24 protein-coding genes are annotated in these 24,740 nt (G+C 44.4%); 21 read left to right on the forward strand and 3 right to left on the reverse strand.

Annotated elements, in window-relative coordinates; translation table 11 throughout:
• Positions 1–12 precede the first annotated feature (12 nt).
• The 15 genes from KCX82_RS16575 to KCX82_RS16645 all read left to right on the forward strand — a co-directional run bounded on the left by KCX82_RS16575 (position 13) and on the right by KCX82_RS16645 (position 16,016).
• Complete coding sequence (locus KCX82_RS16575) at positions 13–1,500, forward strand: nitrogenase component 1 (RefSeq protein WP_227019607.1); 1,488 nt, start codon at positions 13–15, stop codon at positions 1,498–1,500.
• Positions 1,484–2,818 carry a nitrogenase component 1 gene (locus KCX82_RS16580; RefSeq protein WP_227019608.1) on the forward strand — a complete coding sequence of 445 codons (1,335 nt, stop codon included), beginning with the start codon at positions 1,484–1,486 and terminating at the stop codon, positions 2,816–2,818. Before KCX82_RS16575 ends, KCX82_RS16580 begins: the two co-directional genes overlap by 17 nt.
• Before the next feature lie 26 nt (positions 2,819–2,844).
• Entirely contained in the window at positions 2,845–3,204 is a 360-nt protein-coding gene (locus KCX82_RS16585; RefSeq protein WP_227019609.1) for a NifB/NifX family molybdenum-iron cluster-binding protein, read from the forward strand.
• Entirely contained in the window at positions 3,201–4,064 is an 864-nt protein-coding gene (locus KCX82_RS16590; protein WP_227019610.1) for a radical SAM protein, read from the forward strand. The genes KCX82_RS16585 and KCX82_RS16590 overlap by 4 nt, the downstream gene beginning before the upstream one ends.
• Positions 4,065–4,193: 129 nt before the next feature.
• Positions 4,194–5,351: a trans-sulfuration enzyme family protein gene (locus KCX82_RS16595; RefSeq protein ID WP_319633362.1), complete on the forward strand. Its 1,158-nt coding sequence runs from the start codon at positions 4,194–4,196 to the stop codon at positions 5,349–5,351.
• A gap of 5 nt (positions 5,352–5,356) precedes the next feature.
• On the forward strand, positions 5,357–6,274 hold the full coding sequence (locus tag KCX82_RS16600; RefSeq protein WP_227019611.1) for a PLP-dependent cysteine synthase family protein: 918 nt from the start codon (positions 5,357–5,359) through the stop codon (positions 6,272–6,274).
• Positions 6,275–6,494: 220 nt separating this feature from the next.
• Positions 6,495–7,442, forward strand: coding sequence for an AEC family transporter (locus KCX82_RS16605; RefSeq protein ID WP_227019612.1), 948 nt, complete (start codon positions 6,495–6,497; stop codon positions 7,440–7,442).
• 24 nt (positions 7,443–7,466) lie between these two features.
• On the forward strand, positions 7,467–9,377 hold the full coding sequence (locus KCX82_RS16610; protein ID WP_227019613.1) for a histidine kinase: 1,911 nt from the start codon (positions 7,467–7,469) through the stop codon (positions 9,375–9,377).
• A complete protein-coding gene (locus KCX82_RS16615; protein ID WP_227019614.1) occupies positions 9,364–10,005 on the forward strand; it encodes a response regulator in 642 nt (213 codons plus the stop codon). The genes KCX82_RS16610 and KCX82_RS16615 overlap by 14 nt, the downstream gene beginning before the upstream one ends.
• A gap of 148 nt (positions 10,006–10,153) precedes the next feature.
• Positions 10,154–11,365: an ammonium transporter gene (locus KCX82_RS16620; protein WP_264373309.1), complete on the forward strand. Its 1,212-nt coding sequence runs from the start codon at positions 10,154–10,156 to the stop codon at positions 11,363–11,365.
• A 167-nt stretch (positions 11,366–11,532) separates the two neighbouring features.
• On the forward strand, positions 11,533–11,868 hold the full coding sequence (locus KCX82_RS16625) for a PRC-barrel domain-containing protein (RefSeq protein ID WP_227019615.1): 336 nt from the start codon (positions 11,533–11,535) through the stop codon (positions 11,866–11,868).
• A 119-nt stretch (positions 11,869–11,987) separates the two neighbouring features.
• Positions 11,988–12,455: a transcriptional regulator NrdR gene (gene nrdR, locus KCX82_RS16630; protein ID WP_227019616.1), complete on the forward strand. Its 468-nt coding sequence runs from the start codon at positions 11,988–11,990 to the stop codon at positions 12,453–12,455.
• Positions 12,448–13,107, forward strand: coding sequence for a (d)CMP kinase (gene cmk, locus KCX82_RS16635; protein ID WP_227019617.1), 660 nt, complete (start codon positions 12,448–12,450; stop codon positions 13,105–13,107). Before nrdR ends, cmk begins: the two co-directional genes overlap by 8 nt.
• Entirely contained in the window at positions 13,095–14,339 is a 1,245-nt protein-coding gene (locus tag KCX82_RS16640; RefSeq protein ID WP_227019618.1) for a DUF1015 domain-containing protein, read from the forward strand. The genes cmk and KCX82_RS16640 overlap by 13 nt, the downstream gene beginning before the upstream one ends.
• 81 nt (positions 14,340–14,420) lie before the next feature.
• Positions 14,421–16,016 (forward strand): peptidoglycan D,D-transpeptidase FtsI family protein, encoded by a 1,596-nt coding sequence (locus KCX82_RS16645; RefSeq protein WP_227019619.1) that lies wholly within the window; start codon positions 14,421–14,423, stop codon positions 16,014–16,016.
• On the opposite strand, the gene sigK is transcribed toward KCX82_RS16645, so the two are convergent.
• The 3 genes from sigK to KCX82_RS16660 form a co-directional block, all read right to left on the reverse strand.
• Complete coding sequence (sigK, locus tag KCX82_RS16650; protein ID WP_264373310.1) at positions 16,013–16,723, reverse strand: RNA polymerase sporulation sigma factor SigK; 711 nt, start codon at positions 16,721–16,723, stop codon at positions 16,013–16,015. The genes KCX82_RS16645 and sigK overlap by 4 nt on opposite strands.
• 90 nt (positions 16,724–16,813) lie before the next feature.
• Complete coding sequence (locus KCX82_RS16655) at positions 16,814–17,401, reverse strand: Maf family protein (RefSeq protein WP_227019621.1); 588 nt, start codon at positions 17,399–17,401, stop codon at positions 16,814–16,816.
• Between the two features lie 104 nt (positions 17,402–17,505).
• Positions 17,506–17,682, reverse strand: a complete 177-nt coding sequence (locus KCX82_RS16660; protein WP_227019622.1) for a DUF1540 domain-containing protein — start codon at positions 17,680–17,682, stop codon at positions 17,506–17,508.
• Between the two features lie 372 nt (positions 17,683–18,054).
• Between KCX82_RS16660 and radC the strand changes: the two genes are divergently transcribed.
• From radC to minD, 6 genes are read left to right on the forward strand one after another with little or no spacing between them, the layout of a single operon-like run.
• Positions 18,055–18,753: a RadC family protein gene (gene radC / locus KCX82_RS16665; RefSeq protein WP_227019623.1), complete on the forward strand. Its 699-nt coding sequence runs from the start codon at positions 18,055–18,057 to the stop codon at positions 18,751–18,753.
• Positions 18,754–18,773: 20 nt separating this feature from the next.
• The gene (gene mreB, locus KCX82_RS16670) at positions 18,774–19,814 is read left to right on the forward strand and encodes a rod shape-determining protein (protein WP_227019624.1); all 1,041 of its coding nucleotides are present in this window, start codon (positions 18,774–18,776) and stop codon (positions 19,812–19,814) included.
• A gap of 2 nt (positions 19,815–19,816) precedes the next feature.
• Positions 19,817–20,641, forward strand: a complete 825-nt coding sequence (gene mreC / locus KCX82_RS16675; protein WP_227019625.1) for a rod shape-determining protein MreC — start codon at positions 19,817–19,819, stop codon at positions 20,639–20,641.
• A gap of 14 nt (positions 20,642–20,655) precedes the next feature.
• A complete protein-coding gene (mreD, locus tag KCX82_RS16680; RefSeq protein ID WP_227019626.1) occupies positions 20,656–21,192 on the forward strand; it encodes a rod shape-determining protein MreD in 537 nt (178 codons plus the stop codon).
• The gene (locus tag KCX82_RS16685; protein WP_227019627.1) at positions 21,189–23,942 is read left to right on the forward strand and encodes a penicillin-binding transpeptidase domain-containing protein; all 2,754 of its coding nucleotides are present in this window, start codon (positions 21,189–21,191) and stop codon (positions 23,940–23,942) included. The genes mreD and KCX82_RS16685 overlap by 4 nt, the downstream gene beginning before the upstream one ends.
• 18 nt (positions 23,943–23,960) lie before the next feature.
• On the forward strand, positions 23,961–24,710 hold the full coding sequence (gene minD, locus KCX82_RS16690) for a septum site-determining protein MinD (RefSeq protein ID WP_227019628.1): 750 nt from the start codon (positions 23,961–23,963) through the stop codon (positions 24,708–24,710).
• Positions 24,711–24,740: the final 30 nt, after the last annotated feature.

Consider the following 24,740-nt stretch of genomic DNA (forward strand, 5'->3'; position numbering starts at 1 on the left):
GGGGTGTAAGTGTTGAATAATCTAAATCTCAAGGCATCTGAGGTCGTTGTTAGAGAAGTAAGGCTTGGGTCCATCACCGGTTTTTCCGGAAGTGCGGAGGAACTGGTCGGCTGCGCCAGATGCGGCAAGCTTACGGATCAGGCAAGAAGCTTCAGCCAAACCCTCGGATGTTCTGCCAGCAACGCATCCTGTACGGTGATCCTGATCCAGGATGCGGCGGTGATCAGTCACGGCCCTGTGGGCTGTGCCGGATGTCTCCACGAGTTTGCGTTCACCTACCGTGTAAACGGGGTTCATAGGGGACTTTCCAAAACGACACCGAGAAGGATCTTTTCCACGGACCTTACGGAAAAGGATACCATATACGGCGGCAATCAAAAACTGGCTGACGCCATCAGGGAAGTGTATGACAGGACCCATGCCAATGCTATCTTCATCGTCACCACCTGCGCTTCCGGCATCATCGGGGATGATGTGGAAGGAATCGCAGGAGAGGCGGAAGAGGAGCTCGGGGTTCCTGTGGTGGCAATCTTTTGCGAAGGCTTCCGATCCAAAATCTGGACCTCGGGGTTTGACGCCGGGTATCACGGCATTGCGCGTAAATTGATCAAGGCACCTGAAAAAAAGCAGGAGGACCTGATCAACATCGTAAATTTCTGGGGAACGGACATCTTTGCGGAGTGGTTTGGGCGGCTGAATTTAAGAGCCAATTACCTGACCCCTTATGCCACCATCGACCAGATCGCACATGCTTCGGAAGCAAAAGCGACCATTCAGATCTGCTCTACGCTGGGATCCTATCTTGGGGCCGCGCTGGAACAGGAATACGGGGTGGAAGAAATCAAGACCTCACCGCCCTACGGCATTCCTCAGACGGAACGGTGGTTTCGGGAACTTGGCAGGATCACAAACCGGGAGCAGGAAGTAGAACGTTTCCTTGCGGAAGAACGGGAACGGTGGCTTCCACGTATCCGGGAGCTGCGGGAAAAGCTGAGCGGGAAAAGCGCATATGTCACAGCCGGAGCTTCTCACGGACACTCTCTCCTGGCCATTTTAAAAGAACTTGGAATGAAGCCCCAGGGGGCTGCTATCTTCCACCATGATCCCTTGTATGATAACGGCGATGTAAACGCGGATACGCTCCAGCATGTGGTCAATGATTACGGAGATGTCCCTGGATATAACGTCTGCAACAAGCAGGAATTTGAACTCGTCAATATCCTGAATCGGGTCAGACCCGATATACTCCTTGCACGGCACGGAGGAATGACTCTATGGGGTGCAAAATTCGGAATCCCGTCCCTGCTCATCGGAGACGAACATTTTGGAATGGGCTATCAGGGGCTGGTACGGTACGGAGAAAGAATTTTAGAAACCATAGAAAATGATGAATTTGTAAAAAATCTTGAAAAACATGCCATCAATCCCTATACAAAATGGTGGCTTGATCAGGATCCGTATACATTCTTAGGAGGTGACCTTAATGTCCAGCGTGATTGAACAGCAGCGCTTTACCTGCGCCATCGGTGCAATGCAGACGGTGGTTGCAATCCCCAGAGCGGTACCCATCCTTCATTCGGGTCCCGGCTGCGGTACCATGGTATCCGGTTTTTTCGAACGGTCTACGGGCTATGCAGGAGGAAGTACGGCGCCCTGTACCAATTTCAGCGAGTCGGAAGTAGTCTTCGGCGGAGAAGAGAAGCTGAGAAAGGTCATTGCCAATACCTATAAAGTTCTGGACACCGATCTGCAGGTGGTATTGACGGGGTGTACCTCGGATATCGTCGGGGACGATGTGGGAAATGTGGCGGAAGAATTTGCCCGCCAGGACAAACCCATCGTATACCTGGAAACGGCTGGATTCAAGTTCAACAACTATGTGGCCCATTCTCAGGTGGTGAATGCCATCGTCGATCAGTATGTGCTGAAGTTTGCGGACTTGAATGCAGAGAAAAATCCCCGGTTGGTCAACGTTTTTGCTTCCATCCCTTATCAGGATCCTTTCTGGAAGGGGAATCTCAGCGAACTGAAGAGAATCCTGGAAGGAATCGGGCTGGAAGTAAATATTCTCTTTGGACCTTATTCCGGCGGTGTGGAGGGATGGAAGAGAATTCCCCAGGCAGGCTTTAATATCCTGGTTTCTCCCTGGTACGGAAGAGAAATCGTTTCCCATTTGAAAGAGCTTTTCGGTCAGCCCTTCTATCAGTTTCCGTTTCTGCCCATCGGCGGGAATGAAACCAGCCGGTTCCTGAAAAATGTCGCAGCTTTTGCAGCCGGACAGGGAGCTGAGCTGAATTTAAAGCAGGTCAGTGAATTTATCAAACGGGAAAATCAGGCGTTTTACGAGGAGATCGATAATTTGGCCACCTTTTTGCTGGAATTCCGATACGGGCTGCCCAACTTCGTCCATGTGATCCATGACGCCGGGTATGTGCTCGGCATTTCCAAGTTTCTGCTTCACGAGGTGGGTATCGTTCCCAAGGAGCAGTTTATCGTAGATAAGATTCCCGAAGAATTTCAGGAACAGATCACAAATATCCTCAAAGAAACATCGGACAAAAAAGTGATTCCGCTGCACTTTACACCGGATGCCGGCCTGGCTCAGGAGGCAATCAGAAAAACGGAACATAAAGGCCGCGGATTGATCATCGGAAGCGGATGGGATAAAGAACTGGCCCGAGAGAAGGATTATGACTTCCTCTCGGCCGCAGCCCCAAGTCCTTACAGGCTGGTGCTTACCACAGGGTATGCCGGATATTCCGGAGGACTCAGGCTCATTGAAGATATTTATGACGTCGTGCTTGCATCTTATGCATAAGAACTCAGCAAGAAAGGGGGGATAGCATGTCTTATCGTGTTGCTGTTGCTAGCTTAGACGGCATTGAAGTAAATCAGCATTTTGGACGTGCGAATGAGTTTCTGATCTATGATATTCAGGATGAAACATACGCTTTTTTGGAAACGAGGCGCACGGCTCCCAGCTGCTATAACCATACCCATACTGAAACCCGGTTTGATCGCGTCATCACACTGCTTTCTGACTGTGATGCCATTTTTGTCAGTCAAATCGGGGAAGGCGCTGCCGCATATTTGATTCAGAAGGGTGTTCGTGTTTTTGAATCCCCTTATGAAATCGAAGACGTATTGCAGATCGCCATCGATCAAAAGCTGCTGGAAACGGGAAAAGGAGGTGGCAAGGTATGACTTTGAAAACGCATCCCTGTTTTTCCGAAGCGGCGCATTTAAAATACGGTCGGATTCACCTGCCGGTAAGTCCCGACTGTAACATCCAGTGTGCCTTCTGCAAAAGAGGGATCAATAAAATCGATCAGGTTCCCGGCTGCGCGGGAAGGGTTCTCACGCCTCGGGAGGCCTTGGACATTTTGGGCAGAGCGTTGGAGCTTTGTCCGGAAATTACGGTGGCAGGGGTAGCAGGCCCTGGCGATACGCTGGCTACCGACCACGCGCTGAAGACTTTTCTCTTGATCCAGGAAGCCTATCCGCATATTCTCCGGTGTCTGTCTACAAACGGACTCCTGCTGGGGGAAAGGGTCCGGGAAATCAAAGAGGCAGGCGTGAATTCCATCACTGTGACCATCAATTCCATCACAGCAGAGATCCTGAACGAGATCAATGAGTTTGTCATCTACCACAATCAGATCCTGCGGGGCTTGGAAGCCCAAAAGCTGCTGATCAAATCACAGCTTTCCGGGATCCGGAAAGCAACAGAGGAAACGGATGCGGTGATCAAGATCAATACCGTATTGATCCCGGGACTGAACGATGGAGAAGTCGGGGACATTGCACAGGCTGCCAAAGAGGCAGGTGCGGTGATGCACAACATTATTCCCCTGATTCCCCAGCAGAAAATGGCAGACAGACGGAGGCCGGACTGCGAAGAGCTGCATCGGGCCAAGATGGCTGCCTCACACTATCTCGATGTCTTCCACCACTGCAGGCAGTGCAGAGCAGATGCCGCAGGCATCATGGGAAAGAATCTGGATATCACGAAACAGCTCTACGGAGAAGATGCGCCGGCACCCGACGTATTTTCTCACGGCTGACGGCTGTGAAAGAGCGAGCGAGGCGGATATTCGGAACGGCCGGATATGACGTTTCGAAGTCTTCCTGAGTTGTTCCGAGGCAGCGTTATCAAGTAAGCATATATATAGAAGAAAGGAAGAAAATTAATTATGAAAACTGAGAGTGACATGCGAACCTTATTCATTCATGGGGGCATTGACGGTGATGAACTGACAGGGTCGGTGAACGTACCCATCTATCAGACATCCACCTACCGACAAACTTCTTTGGGAGTGATGAAAGGTTACGAGTATTCCAGAACGGGAAATCCCACGAGACATGCGCTAGAGGTGTTGATCACCGAACTGGAAAAAGGAACGGACGGCTTCGCCTTTGCATCGGGGATGGCGGCTATTACAGCGGTGCTTAGCTTATTTCAAAGCGGCGATCGCGTCATTATTTCCAACAATGTATACGGCGGTACCTTCCGGGTGCTGGATAAAATTTTTCAGCAGTTCGGTCTTGCTTATACCATCGTAGATACATCGGATCTCAAAGAAGTGGAGACGGCTATCTCAGATCAAGTGAAGGCAATTTTTATTGAATCACCGGCCAACCCGCTGATGACCATAACCGATATCAGAGCGGTTTCCGCCCTTGCAAAGCAAAAGGGCATTCTTACCATCGTTGATAATACCTTTATGACCCCTTATCTGCAGCGCCCGCTGGAGCTGGGAGCCGACATCGTGGTGCACAGTGCCACCAAATATCTGGGAGGACATAGCGATTTGATCGCCGGTCTTGCAGTCACAAATGACAAAACCCTGTCCGACAGGCTTTCCTTTATCCAAAATGCCACCGGAGGGATCTTGCAGCCCTTTGATTCCTGGCTGCTGATCCGAGGCATTAAAACCCTGTCGGTAAGAATGGACCGGCATGTGGAAAACGCAGGCTATCTCGCCGAATTTCTGAAGCAGCATCCCGCTGTGGATGCGGTTTATTATCCGGGACTTGCCGATACTCCGGGCTATGAGATCCACAGGCAGCAGTCGGATGGACCAGGGGCGATGATTTCCTTTGTTCTGAACGAAGCCTATGATACGGAAACATTCTTTTCTTCTCTTGAAGTGGCTGCGCTGGCTGAGAGCCTGGGAGGCGTAGAATCTCTGGTTTGCCATCCCGCTACCATGACCCATGCGTCTATCCCTGAGGAAATCAGGAAGAAGGTGGGGATCGTGGATGCTCTGATTCGTTATTCCCCGGGCATCGAAGCAAAGGAAGACCTGATTCGGGATCTCGGACGTGCGCTGGAACGCAGCAAGAGGTAAGGCAGATGGGTGAGAAATACTATAATGACATTCGGGAACTCATCGGCAATACGCCGGTTTTAAAGCTGAACCAGCTGGCTTCGAAGGAAGCCGTTCCTATTTTTGCAAAGCTGGAATTTTGGAATCCCGGGGGCAGTGTCAAGGATCGGATCGGCAAAGCGATGATAGAAGATGCCGAAGCCCGGGGACTTTTAAAACCTGGATTTACCATTCTTGAGGCGACGGCAGGGAATACGGGATTGGGTATTGCTTTGGCTGCCATCAACAAGGGATACCGGATTATCTTTATCGTTCCGGAGAAATTTTCCGTAGAAAAGCAGATCCTGATGAAAGCCCTTGGTGCGGAGATCATCAATACCCCCAGGGAACGGGGCATGCTTGGAGCCATGGAAAAGGCCAGGGAACTCAGAGCGGAACTCCCCAATGCGGTGGAGCTTGGACAGTTTGTCAATCCTGCCAATCCCCAGGTTCATTATGAGACCACCGGGCCCGAGATTTACCATGCTCTGGGCGGGGAGATCGACTTTCTGGTGGCGGGAGCGGGAAGCGGCGGGACTTTTACCGGAGCACTACGTTATTTAAAGGAAAAGATCCCAGCGATCAAAGGCGTTCTGGCGGACCCCGAAGGCTCTACTATGGGGGGAGGAGAGGAGCACTGCTATAATATTGAAGGGATTGGCAACAACTTTATCCCGGAAACCATGGATATGGGACTCGTCGATGCTGTGATCAAAGTTTCGGATGAAGAGGCTTTTGCCACGGTGAAGCAGCTGGCCAGGAAGGAAGGGCTGATTGTAGGAACTTCCGCCGCTGCAGCGGTAGCCGCATCCCTGAAACTTGCAGAAAAGCTCACAGAAGGCAGAATCGTAACGATTCTGCCCGACCGGGGAGACCGATATTTCAGCAAGAATCTATACGAGTAAAGAAGCTATAAATAATAGTCATAACTTTCCTTCTAATTTTGAGATAGGGCTGTTGCATTCTCCTACCTTTTGCAACGGCCCATTTCTTTGCTTTACAAACTAATAGCGATATGCTGAATTTTGAAAACATGGATTGTATCTGACAGAGAAAAGTGGCATAATAGAATCGTTTATTACAGAATGTTCTGAACTAAATTTAACAGTAGACGAGGAAATGATTTTGGACAATTTTATTTATAGCCTGAATGCAACTGTTCCGGTCTTTGTGGTAATGCTGGCCGGTTGGATCTTACGCCGGAGGGGGATGCTCAATGAAAATTTTGTGAACGTAGCAGACCGTTTTAATTTTAAAGTGACGCTTCCGATTTTGCTTTTCCGGGATATTGCCGCCATGGATATCATGGCCGATTTTGAGCTGCGGTTCTTTTTATTCTGCATGATTGCCACGGCTTTGTGTTTTGCGGGAATCTGGCTCTTTGCAGAGTTATTGATTAAGGACAAGTCCCTGATTGGAAGTTTTGTTCAGGGCTCCTTCCGAGGGAGTCTTGCAGTGCTTGGCATTGCTTTTATTCAGAACATCTATGGCAATGCGGGACTGGCTCCTCTGATGATCGTAGCGGCGGTGCCCTTATATAATATTTTCTCTGTTGTGATCCTCACTCTGAAAGGAGAGAATCAAAGAGGGAAGGAAACAGAAAGAATCCGGTCCGCTTTCTTTCACATCTGCACCAATCCGATCATATTGGGTATCTTTATCGGTTTGCCTTTCTCTATCTTCCAAATCGATTTGCCCACTATAGCAGAGAAAAGCCTGAATAATTTTGCTGCAATGGCGACACCCCTTGCACTTATCGCAATCGGTGCAGGATTTGAATTGAAGAAGGCGTTGGGGAAAATACAGATTACCGCAATCGCTTCCTTTGTAAAACTAATTCTGCAGCCGGGGATCTTCTTGCCTATTGCCATTCTGATGGGATTTCGTGATCAGTCCGTTATCGCACTGCTGATTATGCTGGGAGCCCCATCTACTCCCACCTGCTACATCATGGCTAAGAATATGTGTAATGACAGTGTTCTGGCTTCCGGTATTGTAGTACTTTCAATGCTTTTATCACCCATCACCATTACTGCCTGGATTTTTGGTTTAAAAACTTTTGGTTTTATTTAATTTTAAAGTTCGGAGGTGAAGCAAATGCAGGAGATTGATACGTTGTGGATTATCATTTGCGCTTGTTTCGTTTTCTTTATGCAGGCGGGATTTGTCTGCTATGAAGTCGGTTTTGTACAAAGTAAAAATGTAATATCGGTTGCCATCGAGAATCTGGTAACCTTCATGATAACGACCATCGGTTTCTGTTTGGTTGGCTTTCCCGTCATGTTCGGGAAAACCTTTTATGGCATTGTGGGAAATAGTTTATGGTATTTTCAGGGTATTGAGAAGGCGTCTCCTTTAGGCTATGCCTTTGTTTTTTTTGAGCTGATGTTTGCCGCCACTGCCGTCACCATCTTTGCCGGTTCCATGTCTGAGAGAACCAAACTCTTTCCGTTGCAGATCGCAGCCCTTGTAAGTGCCGTGTTGATTTTCCCCGTTTACGGACATTGGGTTTGGGGCGGACTTTTTATTCATCAGGAGACATGGCTGTCTTCTTTGGGCTTTATTGATTTTGCCGGCGCTACAGTCGTACACACAACGGCAGGATTTATTGCTCTGGCCGGTTTGATCGTGATAGGGAAAAGAAGTAAGCCGGGCGGAAGAAGATCCAATATTCCCTTTGCTGTATTGGGCGTTTTTATCCTGTGGTTTGCCTGGTTCGGATTTAACGGAGGCAGTATATTAGCCTTTAATGATAAAGTTGGCCTGATCCTTCTGAACACAAATCTGGCGGCAGCCTCCGGAATGATAGGAGCCCTTGCTGTAAACCGCCTCCAATCAAGAAACGGAGGCTATCTGCTCTCAATTTTTAATGGAGTACTGGGCGGTCTGGTGGCTATAACGGCTGCTTCTTATTACTTAGGTCCTATGGCAGCATTGCTCATTGGATTTTTTGCCGGCATGATGGTGGAAGTATCCAGCAATCTATTGGAGAAATTCGGAATCGATGATGCGGTAGGGGCCGTTCCCATTCACCTGTTCGGCGGGATCGCGGGCACTCTGCTGCTTCCTTTTTTCATGCATGAGGATTTGCTGCATACTGCCAGCCGTCTTCAGCAATTTTTAGTTCAGCTTTTGGGACTCCTTGTAAACTTCTGCTGGGCTTTCGGAGCCGCTTTTCTTATGTTCAAGATCATTGACCGTTTGACTGGTATGCGGGTAACCCCTGAGGAAGAAGAAAAAGGACTGAATATTGTTGAGTTTTCAGATATCTATTCCTGGGAAAAACATATGGAAATCAGCAGCTATGAAAGAGAAATCAAGGAAAAAAATGATCTCCTGAGAAAACAGGCCCGACTGCTGACGGTAACGGAAGAACAGGAGAAAACAAAGCTGGCCAGGGATCTTCATGATGGTGTGGGGCAAAGTCTGGCGGCTTTAAAGTTGATTTTGGGAATGACGAAAAAGAATCTGGAATCGGATGCACAGAAATTGGATAAAAATCAACGGGCACTTATACAAAACACCGAAAAAGCGGTAAAACTGGCCGAAACCTCAATCAATGAGATCCGTAACGTTCTGAACAATTTAAAACCGGAGCATCTGAAGGAAAAGGGATTGACGGGAGGCCTGGAAGCCATGACAAAGGACTTGAACAGCATGAATGGATTGTCATGCCGGCTGGAGATCCTGCATCCGATACCTCACTTTGATGATACCATTACGCTGAATCTTTATCGCATCATGCAGGAGGCACTGACCAATATTGTCAAACATGCAAGAGCAAGCTCTGTAGTGATCAGAGCGGGTGCCATGAATAAAAACGACTACTATGATTTCCAGATTATTGATGACGGCATCGGTTTCGATATCCGGAAGAATCAGTTTGGAGTAGGTATTCCCTCCATTCAGGACCGTGTAAAAATGTTGGGTGGCCGGGTTGAAATCCTTACCGAAGAAGGGAAAGGTACAAGAATCATTGTGGAGGTGCCAATCAATGACGAAAGATAAAATAAAAATCTATCTGGCAGACGATCATAAGATCCTTCGCGAATCTTTGATCATACTGCTTGGACAAGAGGAAGATATCGAGGTGGTGGGGGAGGCCCAGGATGGAATCGTAGTGGAAGAGCAGGTTCCCGCCAGAGAAGTAGATCTGTTGATTCTGGATATTTCCATGCCCAAAAGAAGCGGACTTGATGTCGCAAAGAATCTCCTGCGAATGCTGCCCAATCTGAAGATCATATTCCTGACGATGCACAAAAGTGAAGAGATCCTTGCAGAAGCATTTGAAAGCGGTGCCAAAGGTTATGTATTAAAGGAAAATGCTTTTGAAGAACTGATTCAGGCGATCCATACCGTTATGGCCGGAAACATTTATGTATCCTCGGTTCTTTCACCGACACTGCTTCATGGATTTTTGTCCAATGAGCGGCGCGGGAAGGATCTTTCTGTCAGGGAAAGAGAAATATTGAAACTGCTGGCTGAAGGATACAGCAATAAAGAGATTTCCGATATCCTGGTCATATCCATTAAGACCGTAGAGACACATAGAGCCAATATCATGAGAAAAAATAATTTTAAAAATATAACAGAGCTGGTGCTTTATGCAGCACGAAACCATCTCATAGAAATTTAAAGTTTTTTCCTTGAGAAAATAGGGGTTTTGCAGTATTTCATTGCGGCCCCTGTTTTTTTATATTGATTATAACGGCAGTTTGATACTTTTGCCGTATCAATTCGGAGATAGAAGGTCTCCTGTTAAAAAAGAGAAGGGAAGTGACTTTATGATCAACAGCGGCGATACCGCATTTATCATTATCTGTGCGGCATTGGTATGTCTGATGACGCCTGGATTGGCTTTTTTCTACGGTGGTCTGGTGTCCAGAAAAAATGTATTGACCATCATGATGCAGAGCTTTATTTCTATGGGTGTTGTAACCATTATCTGGGTTACCATCGGATTTACTTTGGCATTCGGTCCGGATGTGTCGGGAATTATCGGAGGTTTTAAATATGCATTTTTAAGCGGGGTAGGTATGGAGCCGAATCCGGGATATGGCGCGACCATCCCGTTTCTAACCTTTTTCAGTTATCAGCAGATGTTTGCAATTATCACTCCGGCATTAATAACCGGGGCTTTTGCAGACAGGGTAAATTTTAAAAGCTATTTGATTTTCCTTGTGGCATGGAGTATCTTAATCTATGTGCCATTGGCTCATTGGGTATGGGGCGGCGGATTCCTGCAGCAAATGGGTGCTGTTGACTTTGCCGGCGGTGTTGTGGTTCATGCAAGTGCAGGTTTGGCGGCTCTGGCTTCCGTTCTGTTTGTAGGAAAAAGAAATCTCGCGGATCACGACAGAGAACCTCACAATATCACCTATGTTGCCCTGGGTACCGGACTGCTCTGGTTTGGATGGTTCGGATTTAATGCCGGCGGTGCATTAGCCGCTAATTCCATTGCAGCTGTGGCCTTTATCAATACGGATATCGCAGCTTCTGTGGCCATGATTACCTGGCTGGCGATTTCCTGGGTAAAAGACAAAAAACCAAGCTTTGTCGGTGCTTTGACCGGGGCTGTGGCCGGCCTTGCGACCATTACTCCTGCTGCCGGTTTTATAGAACCTTGGGCTGCGGTCATCATCGGATTGGCTTCCGGTTTTGTCTGTTACTATGCGGTTCAGCTTCGCATCAAACTTGACTGGGACGATGCGCTGGACGTCTGGGGTGTTCATGGCGTAGGCGGCATGCTGGGAAGCATATTGGTAGGCGTTTTTGCAGTGGGTTCCGTAAATGGCGTAAGCGGCCTCATCGAAGGAAACGTGCATCAGCTCCTGGTCCAGATAGCAGCCGTACTCATTGCATCCGCCTATGCTTTCGTGGTGACTTATGTCATTCTCAAGGTAGTTAATAAATTTGTCCCGGTTCGTGTATCCGAGGCAGAGGAGAAAGAAGGCCTCGACATTTCAATTCATAAAGAAATTGCATATCATATCTAATATCATGTGTTACGAATCCGGTTTATTTACGAAAAAAACCGCGGCGCAGATATATCCCTTAAAAAAGTATGTGTGTTTGTACACATACTTTTTTAATCCGGGCATATAATGAATCAATTAGAATTATGGATTTTATAATCTGTTAAACAGCAAGGGGGAAAAACGAAATGATAAGTACACAGGATTTGAGAAATAAAGAGGTTATCAATATTTATGACGGCAAAAGCCTGGGGTTTGTATATGATATCGAAGTAAATCTGGAAAAAGGAATCATAGAGGGCATTATTGTACCGGCTCAAAGAAGTTTTTTTAATTTTTTCAACCGCGGTGACCATGATTATATTATCAAATGGAAGGATATAAAAAGAATCGGCGATGATGTGATCCTGGTAGATGTAGCCGGAGTTTACGATTCGGAAATTTCCTATGACAGGGGATATATGTCCAATGTCAGCAATATTTCCGGGCTTGACAGACATCTTGATGAGGAAGATGAGAATTAAAGGGGCTTCAAAGGATAAAGTCCTTGCATAAACCACAAGATATGGGTAAAATCTTAGTTATAGCATAACAGTAATTGTATATTTGGTAACTGTTGTAATCGAATGGTGGAGGGAAACGGATGAAGTGCCCATTTTGTGAAAATGCTGATACAAGAGTCATAGACTCCAGGCCCACTGAGGAAGGACATGCTATCAGAAGAAGAAGAGAATGCGATAGCTGCAGTAAACGCTTTACTACTTATGAAAAGATTGAAGAAATGATTTTTATGGTCATTAAAAAGGATGGCAGCCGTGAGGCTTTTGATCGAAACAAGGTTATGAACGGGATCATTAAAGCTTGCGAGAAACGGCCGGTATCCATTGCATCCATCGAGAAGATTGTGGAGGATATCGAACGCGGTCTGAATAATATGATGGAAAAAGAGGTAGAAAGCAAGCTTATCGGAGAAGTGATCATGGAGCATCTCAAGGATTTGGACGAGGTTGCTTATGTACGCTTTGCGTCCGTATACAGGCAGTTTAAGGATGTAAATACTTTTGTGGCTGAAATTGAAAAGCTTTTGGGGAAGGGAAAAACAAATGGATAAAAAAATTCGAGTGGCAATAGACGGACCTTCCGGAGCAGGAAAAAGCACAATTGCGAAGCTGGTTGCAAAAAAATTGGGTATCGATTATATTGATACGGGAGCCATGTATCGGGCTATTGGCTATAAAATGCTGCAGAATCAGATCCCATTGCACGACGAGGAAAAGCTGCTGAAAATGCTGAAGGAAACGGATATTGATTTCTCCAATGGCAATATCGTATTGGACGATGAAATCATAAACGAGAAAATCAGAACTCCGGAGATATCAGATATGGCATCCAAAGCATCCGCCTTACCGCCGGTTCGTGAAAAGCTGGTAGCATTGCAGAAGAAAATGGGACAATCCAAAAGTGTCGTGATGGACGGCAGAGATATCGGTACCAATGTGTTGACGGATGCGGAATATAAATTTTTTATGACGGCGTCCTCGGCAGAAAGAGCTAAGAGAAGATGGAAAGAACTCAGCGATAAAGGTGAGACGGTCAGCTTGGAGCAGGTGGAAGCCGATATCATTCAAAGAGATCTGAATGACTCTACCAGAAAATTAAATCCTTTGTGTATGGCTGAGGATGCAATGGAAGTAAATACAACAGGAATGACCATAGAAGAAGTGGCACAGAAAATATTGGAGGTTATGAAATGGCAATCCTAAGACCTTTTCAGGCAGTAAGACCGGCAAAAGAATATGCAGATAAAGTGGTTTCCCTGCCTTATGACGTAATGAACCGGGAAGAAGCGGCGAAGATGGCGGAAGGGAATCCCTGCAGTTTTCTACATATCTGCAGGTCGGAAATCGATCTGCCCCAGGAGGACAATCCTTATTCCGATTCCGTTTATGAGAAAGCAAAGAATAATATCCTGGATTTTCTAAGAGACGGAATTTTAATCAAAGATCCGAAACCAATGTACTATCTTTATCGGCAGATTATGGACGGGCGTGCCCAAACCGGTATTGTAGGCTGTGTTTCCATTGATGATTATCAAAATAATGTCATCAAAAAGCATGAATATACGAGAGTGGAAAAAGAATTGGACAGGATCAATCATTTTGACGTGTGCAATACAAACACCGAACCGGTATTTTTGACGTATCGCGATGACAAGAGAGTCAGAACCATGCTGGAAGGCTTTCAGAACCACAACGATCCTGACTATGATTTTGTTACGGCAGATGGAATCGGACATACTCTTTGGGCAATTACAGACGATAATATGATTTCAGCTCTTACAAATCTGTTTGGCGAAATCGACAGTTTCTATATCGCTGACGGTCATCACCGTTCCGCTTCCGCTGTTAAAGTGGGACAGAAGCGAAGAGAAGAAGCAGCGGGTTATACCGGCGATGAAGAGTTTAATTACTTTATGGCGGTAATATTTCCCGATAGTGATCTGAAAATTTTTGACTATAACAGAGTCGTCAAGGATTTAAACGGAATGACCAAAGAAGAATTTCTCAGCGAAATCGGCAAGAAATTCACTGTGGAGGCAGTGAAACAGGGCCCATATGCTCCTGCTTCCAAGCATGAATTCGGAATGTATCTGGATCATCAATGGTATCGGATGACAGCATTGCCCGGAACCTTTGATGAATTGGATGTCATTCAGTCATTGGATGTGGCGATTCTTCAGAACAATCTGCTGGCGCCTGTTTTGGGCATTGAAGATCCAAGGACGGACAAAAGAATCGATTTTGTCGGAGGAATACGAGGACTGAAAGAACTTGAAAGACGGGCTGAAACGGATATGGCGGCAGCCTTTGCATTGTATCCCGTATCCATCTCGGATCTGCTTGCAGTATCGGATCAGGATATGGTGATGCCGCCGAAATCCACCTGGTTTGAACCAAAACTGGGAAGCGGTCTATTTTTACATGAGTTAATCTAAACCAACGGTTTACCGCAGAAATGGAACATCCGTATAAAAACCCCCTGATTGTGGAAAAATACAAAGCAGGGGGTTTTTTGTATGAAAAAAAGATTACTATTTTTAATGATGGGTTTTGGGCTGCTGCTCATCGCCCTCGTTGTCAGACTTACTTATATACAGATTATAGACAGTGAAGAATTTGCTTCCGTTACAGCCAGACAGCAGCGAATCACACTGGAAGGTGCCGACAGCAGAGGTACCATTTACGACAGAAACATGGCGCCCCTTACCGGCGCGGTCGATGATTATATCTATATTATTGAAAAAGGAAAAATGGATGCCACGGCAGCAAAGATCTTTCAGAACATTGGAGCGGAAAGAGCCAGGAATAACAGCCTGCGCTATTACGTGTACCGAAGCAGTCTTTTCAGTTCCGATGCCGCCTACGTACTGAAGCGGGACTATGATGTCTTTATGATCAAATCTGCAAGGCGATACGGAAATGACCAGCTGGCCGTACATCTGATCGGATATATCAATGAAAAAGACGGGAACGGCTCATGCGGAATCGAGAAGGATTTTAACGATATATTATCCAGGAAGAACAAGGTGGTTTATGCATCTGCAGACGGGAAGAGAATGATCATTCCCGGACTTGGCATTAATTGCACGGTAGATTCATTAGACTGCGGAGTGGTCACAACCCTCGATGCAAAAATTCAGAAAAAAGCGGAAGATATCCTGAACGCATCCGGATATTCGGGTTCCATAATTGTGTTGGATTCAAAAACAGGAGATGTACTTGCAAGTGCCAGTTCTCCCTCTTTCAATCCATATAATATAGAAGAATACCTGGACAGCGCCAACCAGGAATTTGTAAATAAAGCTACTCAAAGCCAATATCCTCCCGGATCAATTTTTAAAATTATAGTTGCAGCCGCCGCTTTGGAAAAGGGAGTGGTGACTCCGGACACTCTTTTTACCTGTAAGGGATATGAGGAAATCAACGGAATTAAAATCAAGTGTTCCACCGGAGGAGAAGACGGACACGGGACCATTACCTTCCGCCAGGCTTTTGCAAAATCCTGCAATTCAACTTTTATTCAGATCGGAATGTTGACCGGAGGAGAAGAAATTCTTAAAATGGCGAAAGACTTCGGCATCGGGCAGAAAACACTGCCTGATATTTCGGAAGAAAAATTTGGAATTTTACCGGGCATCGATGATGTACAGGGTGCGGGAATCGGCAATCTTTCTATAGGGCAGGGCAGACTGCTCGTGACACCCATCCAGGCAGCAAAGGTCACCTCCATTATTGCATCAGGAGGACTGGATTTAGGACTTGGCCTTGTAAAAGGAACCATTGTAGATGGTGTGAGAACAGATGTTGAGAAATCAAAACCCAAAAGAGTGATATCGGAAGAGACGGCGGAGACAATTAAAAATCTCATGGTGGATACGGTAGATTTTGGCACTGCAAATAATTTGTCTAAAGATTTAGGTGTGTCCATTGCCGGTAAAACAGGATCCGCAGAAGCGTCCTATTATGGCGAGATGGTAGTACACGGATGGTTTACAGGATTTTTACCAGCTTATGATCCTCAATATGTAATCACGGTATTTGTTGAATCCGGAGGATCTGGCAGGAGTTCTGCAGTGCCGCTTTTTGAACAAATGGCAAAATATTTAAGTTAAAAAGTGTATTCTTCGGAAAAGGCTTCCTTTAGTTTCAGGATAGCCTTTTTCTCTATTCTGGATACATAAGATCTCGATATCCCCAGTTCCTTGGCTACCTCTCTCTGTGTTTTGGCATTTTGACCTGCCAAACCAAACCTCTTGATGATAACCATTCTTTCTCTGTCCTTTAACAGACAGCAGATGGCCTCGTGAAGTTTTTTCACTTGCATTTTGTTGTCAATATCGTCGATAATCGCATCCGTATCCGTACCCAGTATATCATTGAAGCTGATTTCGTTCCCATCTTTGTCCGTACCGATGGGATCATTCAGAGAAATTTCAATTTTTGTTTTCTTTGTTGTTCGAATATTCATGAGTATTTCATTTTCGATGCATTTCGCGGCATAAGTGGCTAAACGTACACTTTTGTTGCGATTATATGTATTTACTGACTTGATGAGTCCAATGGTGCCGATAGAAATTAAATCATCGGGATTTTTCCCTGTGTTTGCATATTTTTTTGCAATATGTGCCACAAGCCTTAGGTTACGCTCTACCAGTACATTCTTAGCATCTTTATCCCCTTGTTCATAAAGGCTAAGATAGTAAGTCTCTTCCTTATCGGTAAGCGGCTGAGGAAAAGAATTTCCCATTGATACATAGGAAGACAGCAGAACCAATGGATTTGACAGCAGCAGGGATGTGAGTATTAAAGAAATGCTCATATACATAAACCCCTTTCAGTGGAAAATAAACTGTTAGAAGTATATGCACTGAAAGGGGCAATAGTGCCTGTCACAAAGAAAAGAGGACAGTTAAAACTTGTCTAATTCTGTCTTAATTTTGTCCCAGGGAAAACCCATTACATTATCAAAACTGCCATGAAGACGGCTTACATATTTTCCCCAGTAGCCTTGGATCCCATAAGCACCTGCCTTGTCCCAGGCTTCACCTGATTGGATATAAGCTTCGATATCGGCATCCGTATAATCCGTGAAAAAAACCTCTGTGATATCATAAAATACTTTACGCATAGTTGTTCCGGGAGAAAGCAAGGCGATGCCTGTTGCTACAAAATGACTTGTATTTCTAAGCGTTCTCAGAATATGTAGGGCATCCTGATAATCAGCCGGCTTCCCGATAATTTGATTTTTATAAACCACCGTATCCGCTGCAATGATTACCACAGGTTCTTTTGTATATTCGGGATGGGATTCCCATTTGCTTTCTACCTGCAATGCTTTTTTTAAGGCAAGATACATTACGGCCTGTTCCATGGTAATATCAACGGGCAAACTTTCGTCAACGTCCGGCGGCATAATAACAGGTTGAATATCCTGGTTTTTCAGTTTTTCAATTCTTCTGGGAGAGGATGATGCGAGAATCAGCTTTGAATATTTCATAAAATAAACTCCTTAAACAATTAATAAATAGTTTCTTGATTACAAAACATAAGTCAGACCAAAGAAATTACTTCGGCCTGACAGATGCAGTTTGTTAAAAATATTTATCGATTTGAAGCTACAAAAGATTGACAGTCAGTACATTGCTTTTCACTTGGATGTTTTTCATGCGTACCGACCTTTATTTGGCTTAGAGCACAATAATCCGCATTATCGCAATGAAACTTACAAGAATCTACGGAACACATAATGCTATGGTTTCTATTAGATTTGTCCAACATTTTTATTACCTCCCATATGAAATATTTTTATCTTTCTTAGTATGTCACGATAAAATTATAATATAATCGGTTAAAGATAGAAAAAGAGCAATATCCTTCCGTAGATTTATAAATGCATTTCTTTTTAAGTTTACCTTCATTGCAGCGGAAAAGAAAGAATTATTTAGGATTTCTATTTTAACGTGAAAAATCAGTCCATATTTTTTCATATTAGAATTTTATCTTTTTAATTGTATTCCCTGGCTTGTAATGTTAAAATATTATGTACTAATGAAATTAGTAAAATATAGGGGAAAAATGGCGTATCTTGCCAATGATATGGGATTTTGAGAAAGAGTGATTTTCGAACGTGGCGCTAAGCCGGAGGAAATCATGAAATACATAAAAAAAGAAACGATGATTAAGGAATTGCCTTTTGATGAAAGACCTAGAGAAAAATTGCAGAGACAAGGCATAGGTTGTTTATCAAATGCAGAACTTTTGGCCATACTTATAGGTAGTGGGACAAAAGATGCATCGGCAATTGTACTTGCCAATCGAATATTAGCTCTCGAAAAAAATGGAATTTCTTTTTTAGCCGACTGTATGCCGGAAGAGCTTTCTCATATTCCTGGAATTGGAATGGCGAAATCATGCCAAATTGTAGCCGCAATAGAGCTTGGAAAACGAATTGCAACGAAACCAAAGGAAAAAAAGCTGAATATCAAGTCACCGAAGGATGCGGCAACTTTATTTATAGAGGAGATGAGATATCTAAAAAAGGAATTTTTTAAGGTTTTACTCTTAAATACCAAGAATGAAATAATTATGATTGAAAATATATCCATTGGAAATCTTAACAGCTCTATGGTACATCCCAGAGAGGTGTTTTGTACTGCTGTTAAGAAAAGTGCTTATTCCATGATCGTAGTACATAATCATCCCAGCGGCAATCCCATACCTAGCCAGGCTGACATTGACATAACCAGAAGACTTGTGGAAGCCGGTGAAATCTTAGGTATTAAAGTACTGGATCATTTGATCATAGGAGACGGAATTTATATCAGTTTAAAGGAAAAGAATTTAATGTAGATTGGAAGGAGTAATGAAATATGTGCTTTAAATTTTTCACGAAAGATATGGGAATCGATCTTGGGACTGCTAATACTTTAATATATATAAAAAATAAAGGAATTGTACTAAACGAACCTTCTGTCATTGCAGTGGACGAATTTACGAAGAATGTGCTGGCCACCGGAAGGGCTGCAAAAGAAATGATCGGAAAAGCACCGTCCAATATGAGAGTGATAAGACCGTTGCAGGATGGAGTTATTTCTGATTTTGAAATGACTGCTTCCATGCTGAAGGATTATATCAAGAGAGTCATGCCGGAAACATCTTTTTTTACAAAGGTAAGGATTGTAGTCGGCGTGCCTTCCGGCGTTACGGAAGTAGAGAAACGTGCGGTTGAAGAAGTAATCCGTCAAATGGGCGCCAAGGAAGTATATATTTTAGAAGAACCCATGGCTGCTGCCATTGGGACAGGCTTGGCTGTTGACAGTGCAATGGGCTGTATGATCGCAGATATCGGAGGAGGTACGTCCGATATCGCTATCATTGCTTTGGGAGGAATTGTAACCAGTACTTCTCTGCGCCATGCCGGTGATAAGCTCAACGAAGCGATCATCCAATACATGAGAAAGCAATATGATCTGTTAATCGGAGATAAGACTGCTGAGGAAATTAAAATAAAGATTGGATGCGCGTATATTGATAAGCCGGAAGAAGAAAATATCATGGAGATGCAGGCCAGAGGCAGAGATATTATTTCCGGATTACCTAAGACAATCACCATCTCCTCAATTGATGCAATGAAAGCTTTGGAAGAACCCATCAAAATTATCATAGACGGCATCAAAAACACACTGGAAAAAACTCCTCCTGAAATTGCTGCAGACATCGTTAGCAATGGCCTTGTTCTGTCAGGCGGCGGTGGTCTCATTAAAGGACTTGATAAGCTGATAGAGTTATCTACAGGGCTTAGAGTAGTCATTGCCGAAAACGCATTGGAAGCAGTTGCTGAGGGTACGGGAAAAAGTCTGTCGAATATTGAAAAATTATATAAATATGCGGGAAGAGGCAAAAGAAAATAAGAATGAACTGGATTAGAGAACATAAAAAAACAACAATTTTATTATCCGTTTTGTTGATATTGGTGATGATCACCATAGTATCCTATAAGTACTCCGGCCAAAGTACGCTGTTAGGCCAGGGGGTTGAAAAAGTGGTCACCTTTGTTCAAGGGCCCGTTTCCAGTGCAGGCAATGGCGTGAAATCGGGTCTCAAAGGGATATTTCAATTTCGCAGTGTCGTGAAAGAGAATGAAGAATTAAAAGAGAAGGTTGCTGATCTTAACAGAGAGATCATACAGCTTAAGCTTACGGAAGCGGAGCTTGCAGAACTGAAAGACCTGTCAAATATATTAGGATATGAAAATGTTTCACAGAATTATTCCTTTGTAACCGCCGATGTTATTGCCATGGATGGTTCCAATTGGTTTAATATTTTTACCATAAATGCCGGTTCGGCCGATGGGGTTTATAAAGATGCGGTTATTATCAATGGTGACGGGCTTATCGGCAGAGTTCTTGAAGTCGGAGACAATTGGTCAAAAGTAATTTCAGTCATTGATGAAACAAATTCCGTGAGTTTTAAGGTATTTCGGGACATGCAGCTTTTGGGCATTCTTTCCGGAGACGGTAAGGGAGGTCTTGCCGGCTATATGATTGATACGGAAGCAGCAGTCATTGAAGGTGACATTTTGATTACGTCGGGAATCGGTATGTATCCTGAAGGGATTGTGATCGGAAAAGTCAGTAAGGTTGTTTGGAATAATGACACCTTATTAAAAACGGTATCTATAGAGCCTGCAGCCTATTTTAAAAATCTGCAGAAGGTAACGGTACTGATTAAAAAATAGATTCGGAGGGCAAATTGAAATACAGATATTCCATCGCTTTATTTTTTGTGGGTTTTATTCTGCAATCAACAGTATTGAATCATTTTGCAATATTGGGGGTCAGTCCAAACATTATTTTATGTCTGGTTGTGATTTTCTCTTTTCTATATGAAGGAAATCATGGCCTGATACTAGGTCCTGTGTTTGGCATGATCAACGATATCTGTTTTGCTGAGATTATTGGGGTATCCGCATTGTCTTATTTTTTGGTGGCTCTTCTTTGTCTGGAGCTGAAAAGGTACCTATATAAGGATAGCTGGGTTTCTATGATGATCGTATCTTCTGCGGGAACCGTGTGCTTTGGCCTCCTTTATTGGGGAACAACCAGAATTCTGGGGAATGGTGTTCATTTCCTTTATGTTTTGAAATTACACGGCATCCTGTTGGCTTATAATGTTATGGTTACGATTATCATGTATCACTTTATGAGCAGAAGAGTGATCAAACATCGAAGTGACAGATATATGTACCGGGGGAATTTACAGGAAGCAAGGAGCTTATATCGATCATGAAATGGTTAAAATCTAGAAACAATCAAATATTGCTGTTTTCCATGGTTCTGATGTCCCTATTGGGAATCAGACTTTTTGGCCTGACTGTAGTAGAAGGTGCTAAATGGGACGAAGCAGCATCCAACATCAGCATCAAAAGCATTCATACTTCAGCACCGAGGGGAGAAATCCTGGATCGGTACGGAAGAGTACTGGCAGGTAATATACCAAGTTTTACGGTGCAGATCAGTGCCGGAGACCTGAACAATGAGCAGATTAATGCGGTATCCAGAAATCTTATCAGAATTCTGGAAGCAAACGGAGATTCTTACTATGACAATTTCCCGATTCTGATAGAGAACGGACAATTTTATTATACGTATCAAAAGGATATTGAATATTGGCTGGCGGCACAGGGTATGCCTGTTGATTTTACCGCTGAGCAAGCATTTGAAGAAATAAAGAGACGACAAAACATTGACGAGGGCCTGGATAAATACGAAGCTCAGGAGCAGCTGCAGTCGGTTTACAACATATTTCCTCCCATTTCTGTAAAGAACATGAAGTATCTCAAGGATCTGGATAAGGAAAGTTTTTTGGGCCGGTATTATCTCGATACGGATTTAACTGCCAAAGAAGCATTTGAATCCCTGCGAAAGAAGTTCGAGATTTCCGATGCTTTATCGGATGAGGAAGCCAGAAAAATCATGGTTGTCAGAAACGAATTGTCTTCTCAGGGGTATCGAAAATATATGCCTGCTAAGATTGCAAGCGGCGTTTCCAACAATACCATCGTAGTCATAGAAGAAAAGAATTCTGATCTGCCGGGTGTTGAGGTTGTAGCAGAGTCTATTCGATATTATCCCAACGGAAATACGGCAGCCCATGTTTTAGGGTATTTAGGCCAGATTTCGGAAAGCGAGAAGGCACATTATGTAGACGAAATGGGGTATAAGTCCAATGATATGGTGGGACAGGAAGGTATCGAAAAAGCCTTTGAGTCCACACTTAAGGGTACCGACGGAACGAAGAATGTAGAAGTAAATGCTTTTGGAGAACTGGTTCGGGTCATCAATGAAACTACACCGGAGAAGGGGAAAGACGTCTATCTGACCATTGATCTCGAGCTTCAGAAAACGGCAGAGGATGCTCTGGAGCAGGCATTGAAGCAGATACAGGTAGCAGGAACCTTCGAAAGCCAGTGGGGCAATTATAAATATGGAAAAGCTTTTAAAAATGCCAATGTAGGTGCGGTGGTTGCCCTGGATGTAGAAACCAGCGATGTATTGGCCATGGCAAGTTATCCGGATTTTGATCCAAATTTATTTGCAACCGGCATCAGCAAAGAGGATTGGAATTCGCTTCAGGGAGAAAATCTCAGAGATCCGCTTTCTCCGCTGCCGCTTTTCAATGTTGCTGCCAGGACAGCAGTACAGCCGGGTTCCACCTTCAAGATGGTTACGGCTACAGCCGCTCTGGAAAGCGGGCTGGATCCTACCCGCAAACTGGTAGACGGCGGTTACGTAAAGCTTGGAAACAGGACCTACGGATGTCTCGTATGGAACAGGAACAGAACAACCCATGGACTGATCAATCTGTATGAAGCCATAGAAGTATCCTGTAACTACTATTTCTTCGATATTGCCACAGGACGTGATTTCTATAAAAAAACATCTCTGGGTCTTGCTGAGCCGATGAACATTGAAAAGATTACAACCTTTGCTCAGCAATATGGCTTGGGACTGAAAACAGGAATTGAAATTCCTGAGACTGTTGTGCCTGTACCCAGTGAAGAAAGAAAATTGGCACAGATCAAAACGTATCTCAAGAATGTTCTCATAGGCAGAGCAGAAATTTATTTTAAGCGAGATATCATTGATAATAAAGAAAAACTCAATGAACAAATTAAAACCATTGTAAGTTGGACGGAAGAAAATCCTACCAGAAACGAACTGATTGAAAGAGTGGGCAAATTGGGCATCAAAGAGGATATGGTTGAAACCGTCGCCGATTTATGCAAATTTACTTATTTTAATCAGGCCGCATGGACCACCGGAGATGAACTCAACATTTCCATCGGACAGGGAGAAAATGCTTACACACCGCTGCAAATGGCTAACTATGTTGCCACCATAGGCAATAAAGGGGTTCATAATCAGGTGAGCTTGATTAAAGCCGTAGAAGGAGAAGAAAACAGAGAAAGAGAACCTGGTAAAAAGATCGATATCAGCAGTGATGAGACTTTGGATCACATCATAGAGGGAATGAAACGGGTAGTATCCGGTTCAAAAGGAAGCTTAAAAGGTGCGTTTACCGGATTCCCGGTTCAAGTTGCAGGTAAAACCGGAACAGCTGAAAGAGCGGGTAAGATTAATCCGCCGGATGAAGTAGAATATATCAAACAGTATTTGCCGAGAATCAACGGCAGCCTGAGATGGGTAGATGTAGAAACGGAAATGTATAGACTTTTAGAGGAATATCCCGACGTCTATACTTCCCAGAATTCCGCAGTGAGACAGGCTGTTATCAATCTGAGCCACGGAAAGGTTACCACTGCAAAACTGGATGCCTATAAAGCAAGCTATGACAACTTCGCCTGGGTCGTTACCCTGGCTCCTGCCGACGATCCGAAGATTGCTGTTGCTGTACTGCTCTTCCAGGGAGGCACAGCAGGTTATGCTGCTCCGGTGGCAAGAGAAGTAATCGCAAAATATCTGGAACTGGATAAAATTTATAATGACTATAATTTAGATACGGTAATCACACAATAATAGTACGAGGAGATAGAAATGGGGAAGGTTATTCTGATTGCTTCCGGTAAGGGTGGCGTAGGAAAGACGGTATTTACCGCAAATGCAGGTGCTGCACTTGCTATGAGGGGATTTAAGGTCGCATTGATTGACATGAATATGGGACTGAGAAATCTGGATCTTTGTCTGGGTTTGGAAAGTAAAGTTGTATACGATGTGGCAGATGTACTCTCCGGTGTTTGCAGAATCAAACAGGCATTGATCCGGGACAGGCGTTTTCCCGAGCTATACCTGATGTCTGCTGCTCAAAACAAGGAAAAAGCAGATATGACACCGCTTCATATGAAAGTTCTCTGCAGTAAATTGAAAAAAAACTTCGATTATATTCTCATAGACGCACCCGCAGGAATCGATGACGGACTTGTCCTTGCAGGAGCTGGCGCGGATATGGCCGTAATTATCACCGTCCCTGAATATGCGGCGATCAGAGACGCCGACATGCTGGACCGTGTACTACTGAATCTGGGTATCCAAGACAGGGCCTATGTGATCAACAAAGTGAAAGCCAATTTGATCCGTACAGGCCTCGTTCCCAGCCTCGCGGAGATTGCGGAGATCCTTCGACCAAGGATTGCGGGAATCATTCAGTATGATGACAATATTCATGTAGCTGCAAATAACGGGTTCCCCATAGTCCTGAAAGAAGACACCTATATTCAAAAGAATTTTGTAAAAATCATTGATAGAATTTTGGAAACGGACATCGATATTTTAGAAGAAGCAAAATAATCATGATAAATCAAAAAGCCGGAAAACCCG

It is taken from the genome of Sinanaerobacter chloroacetimidivorans (assembly GCF_018128545.1).
In the GTDB taxonomy this organism is placed as follows: Bacteria; Bacillota; Clostridia; order Peptostreptococcales; family Anaerovoracaceae; genus Sinanaerobacter; species Sinanaerobacter chloroacetimidivorans.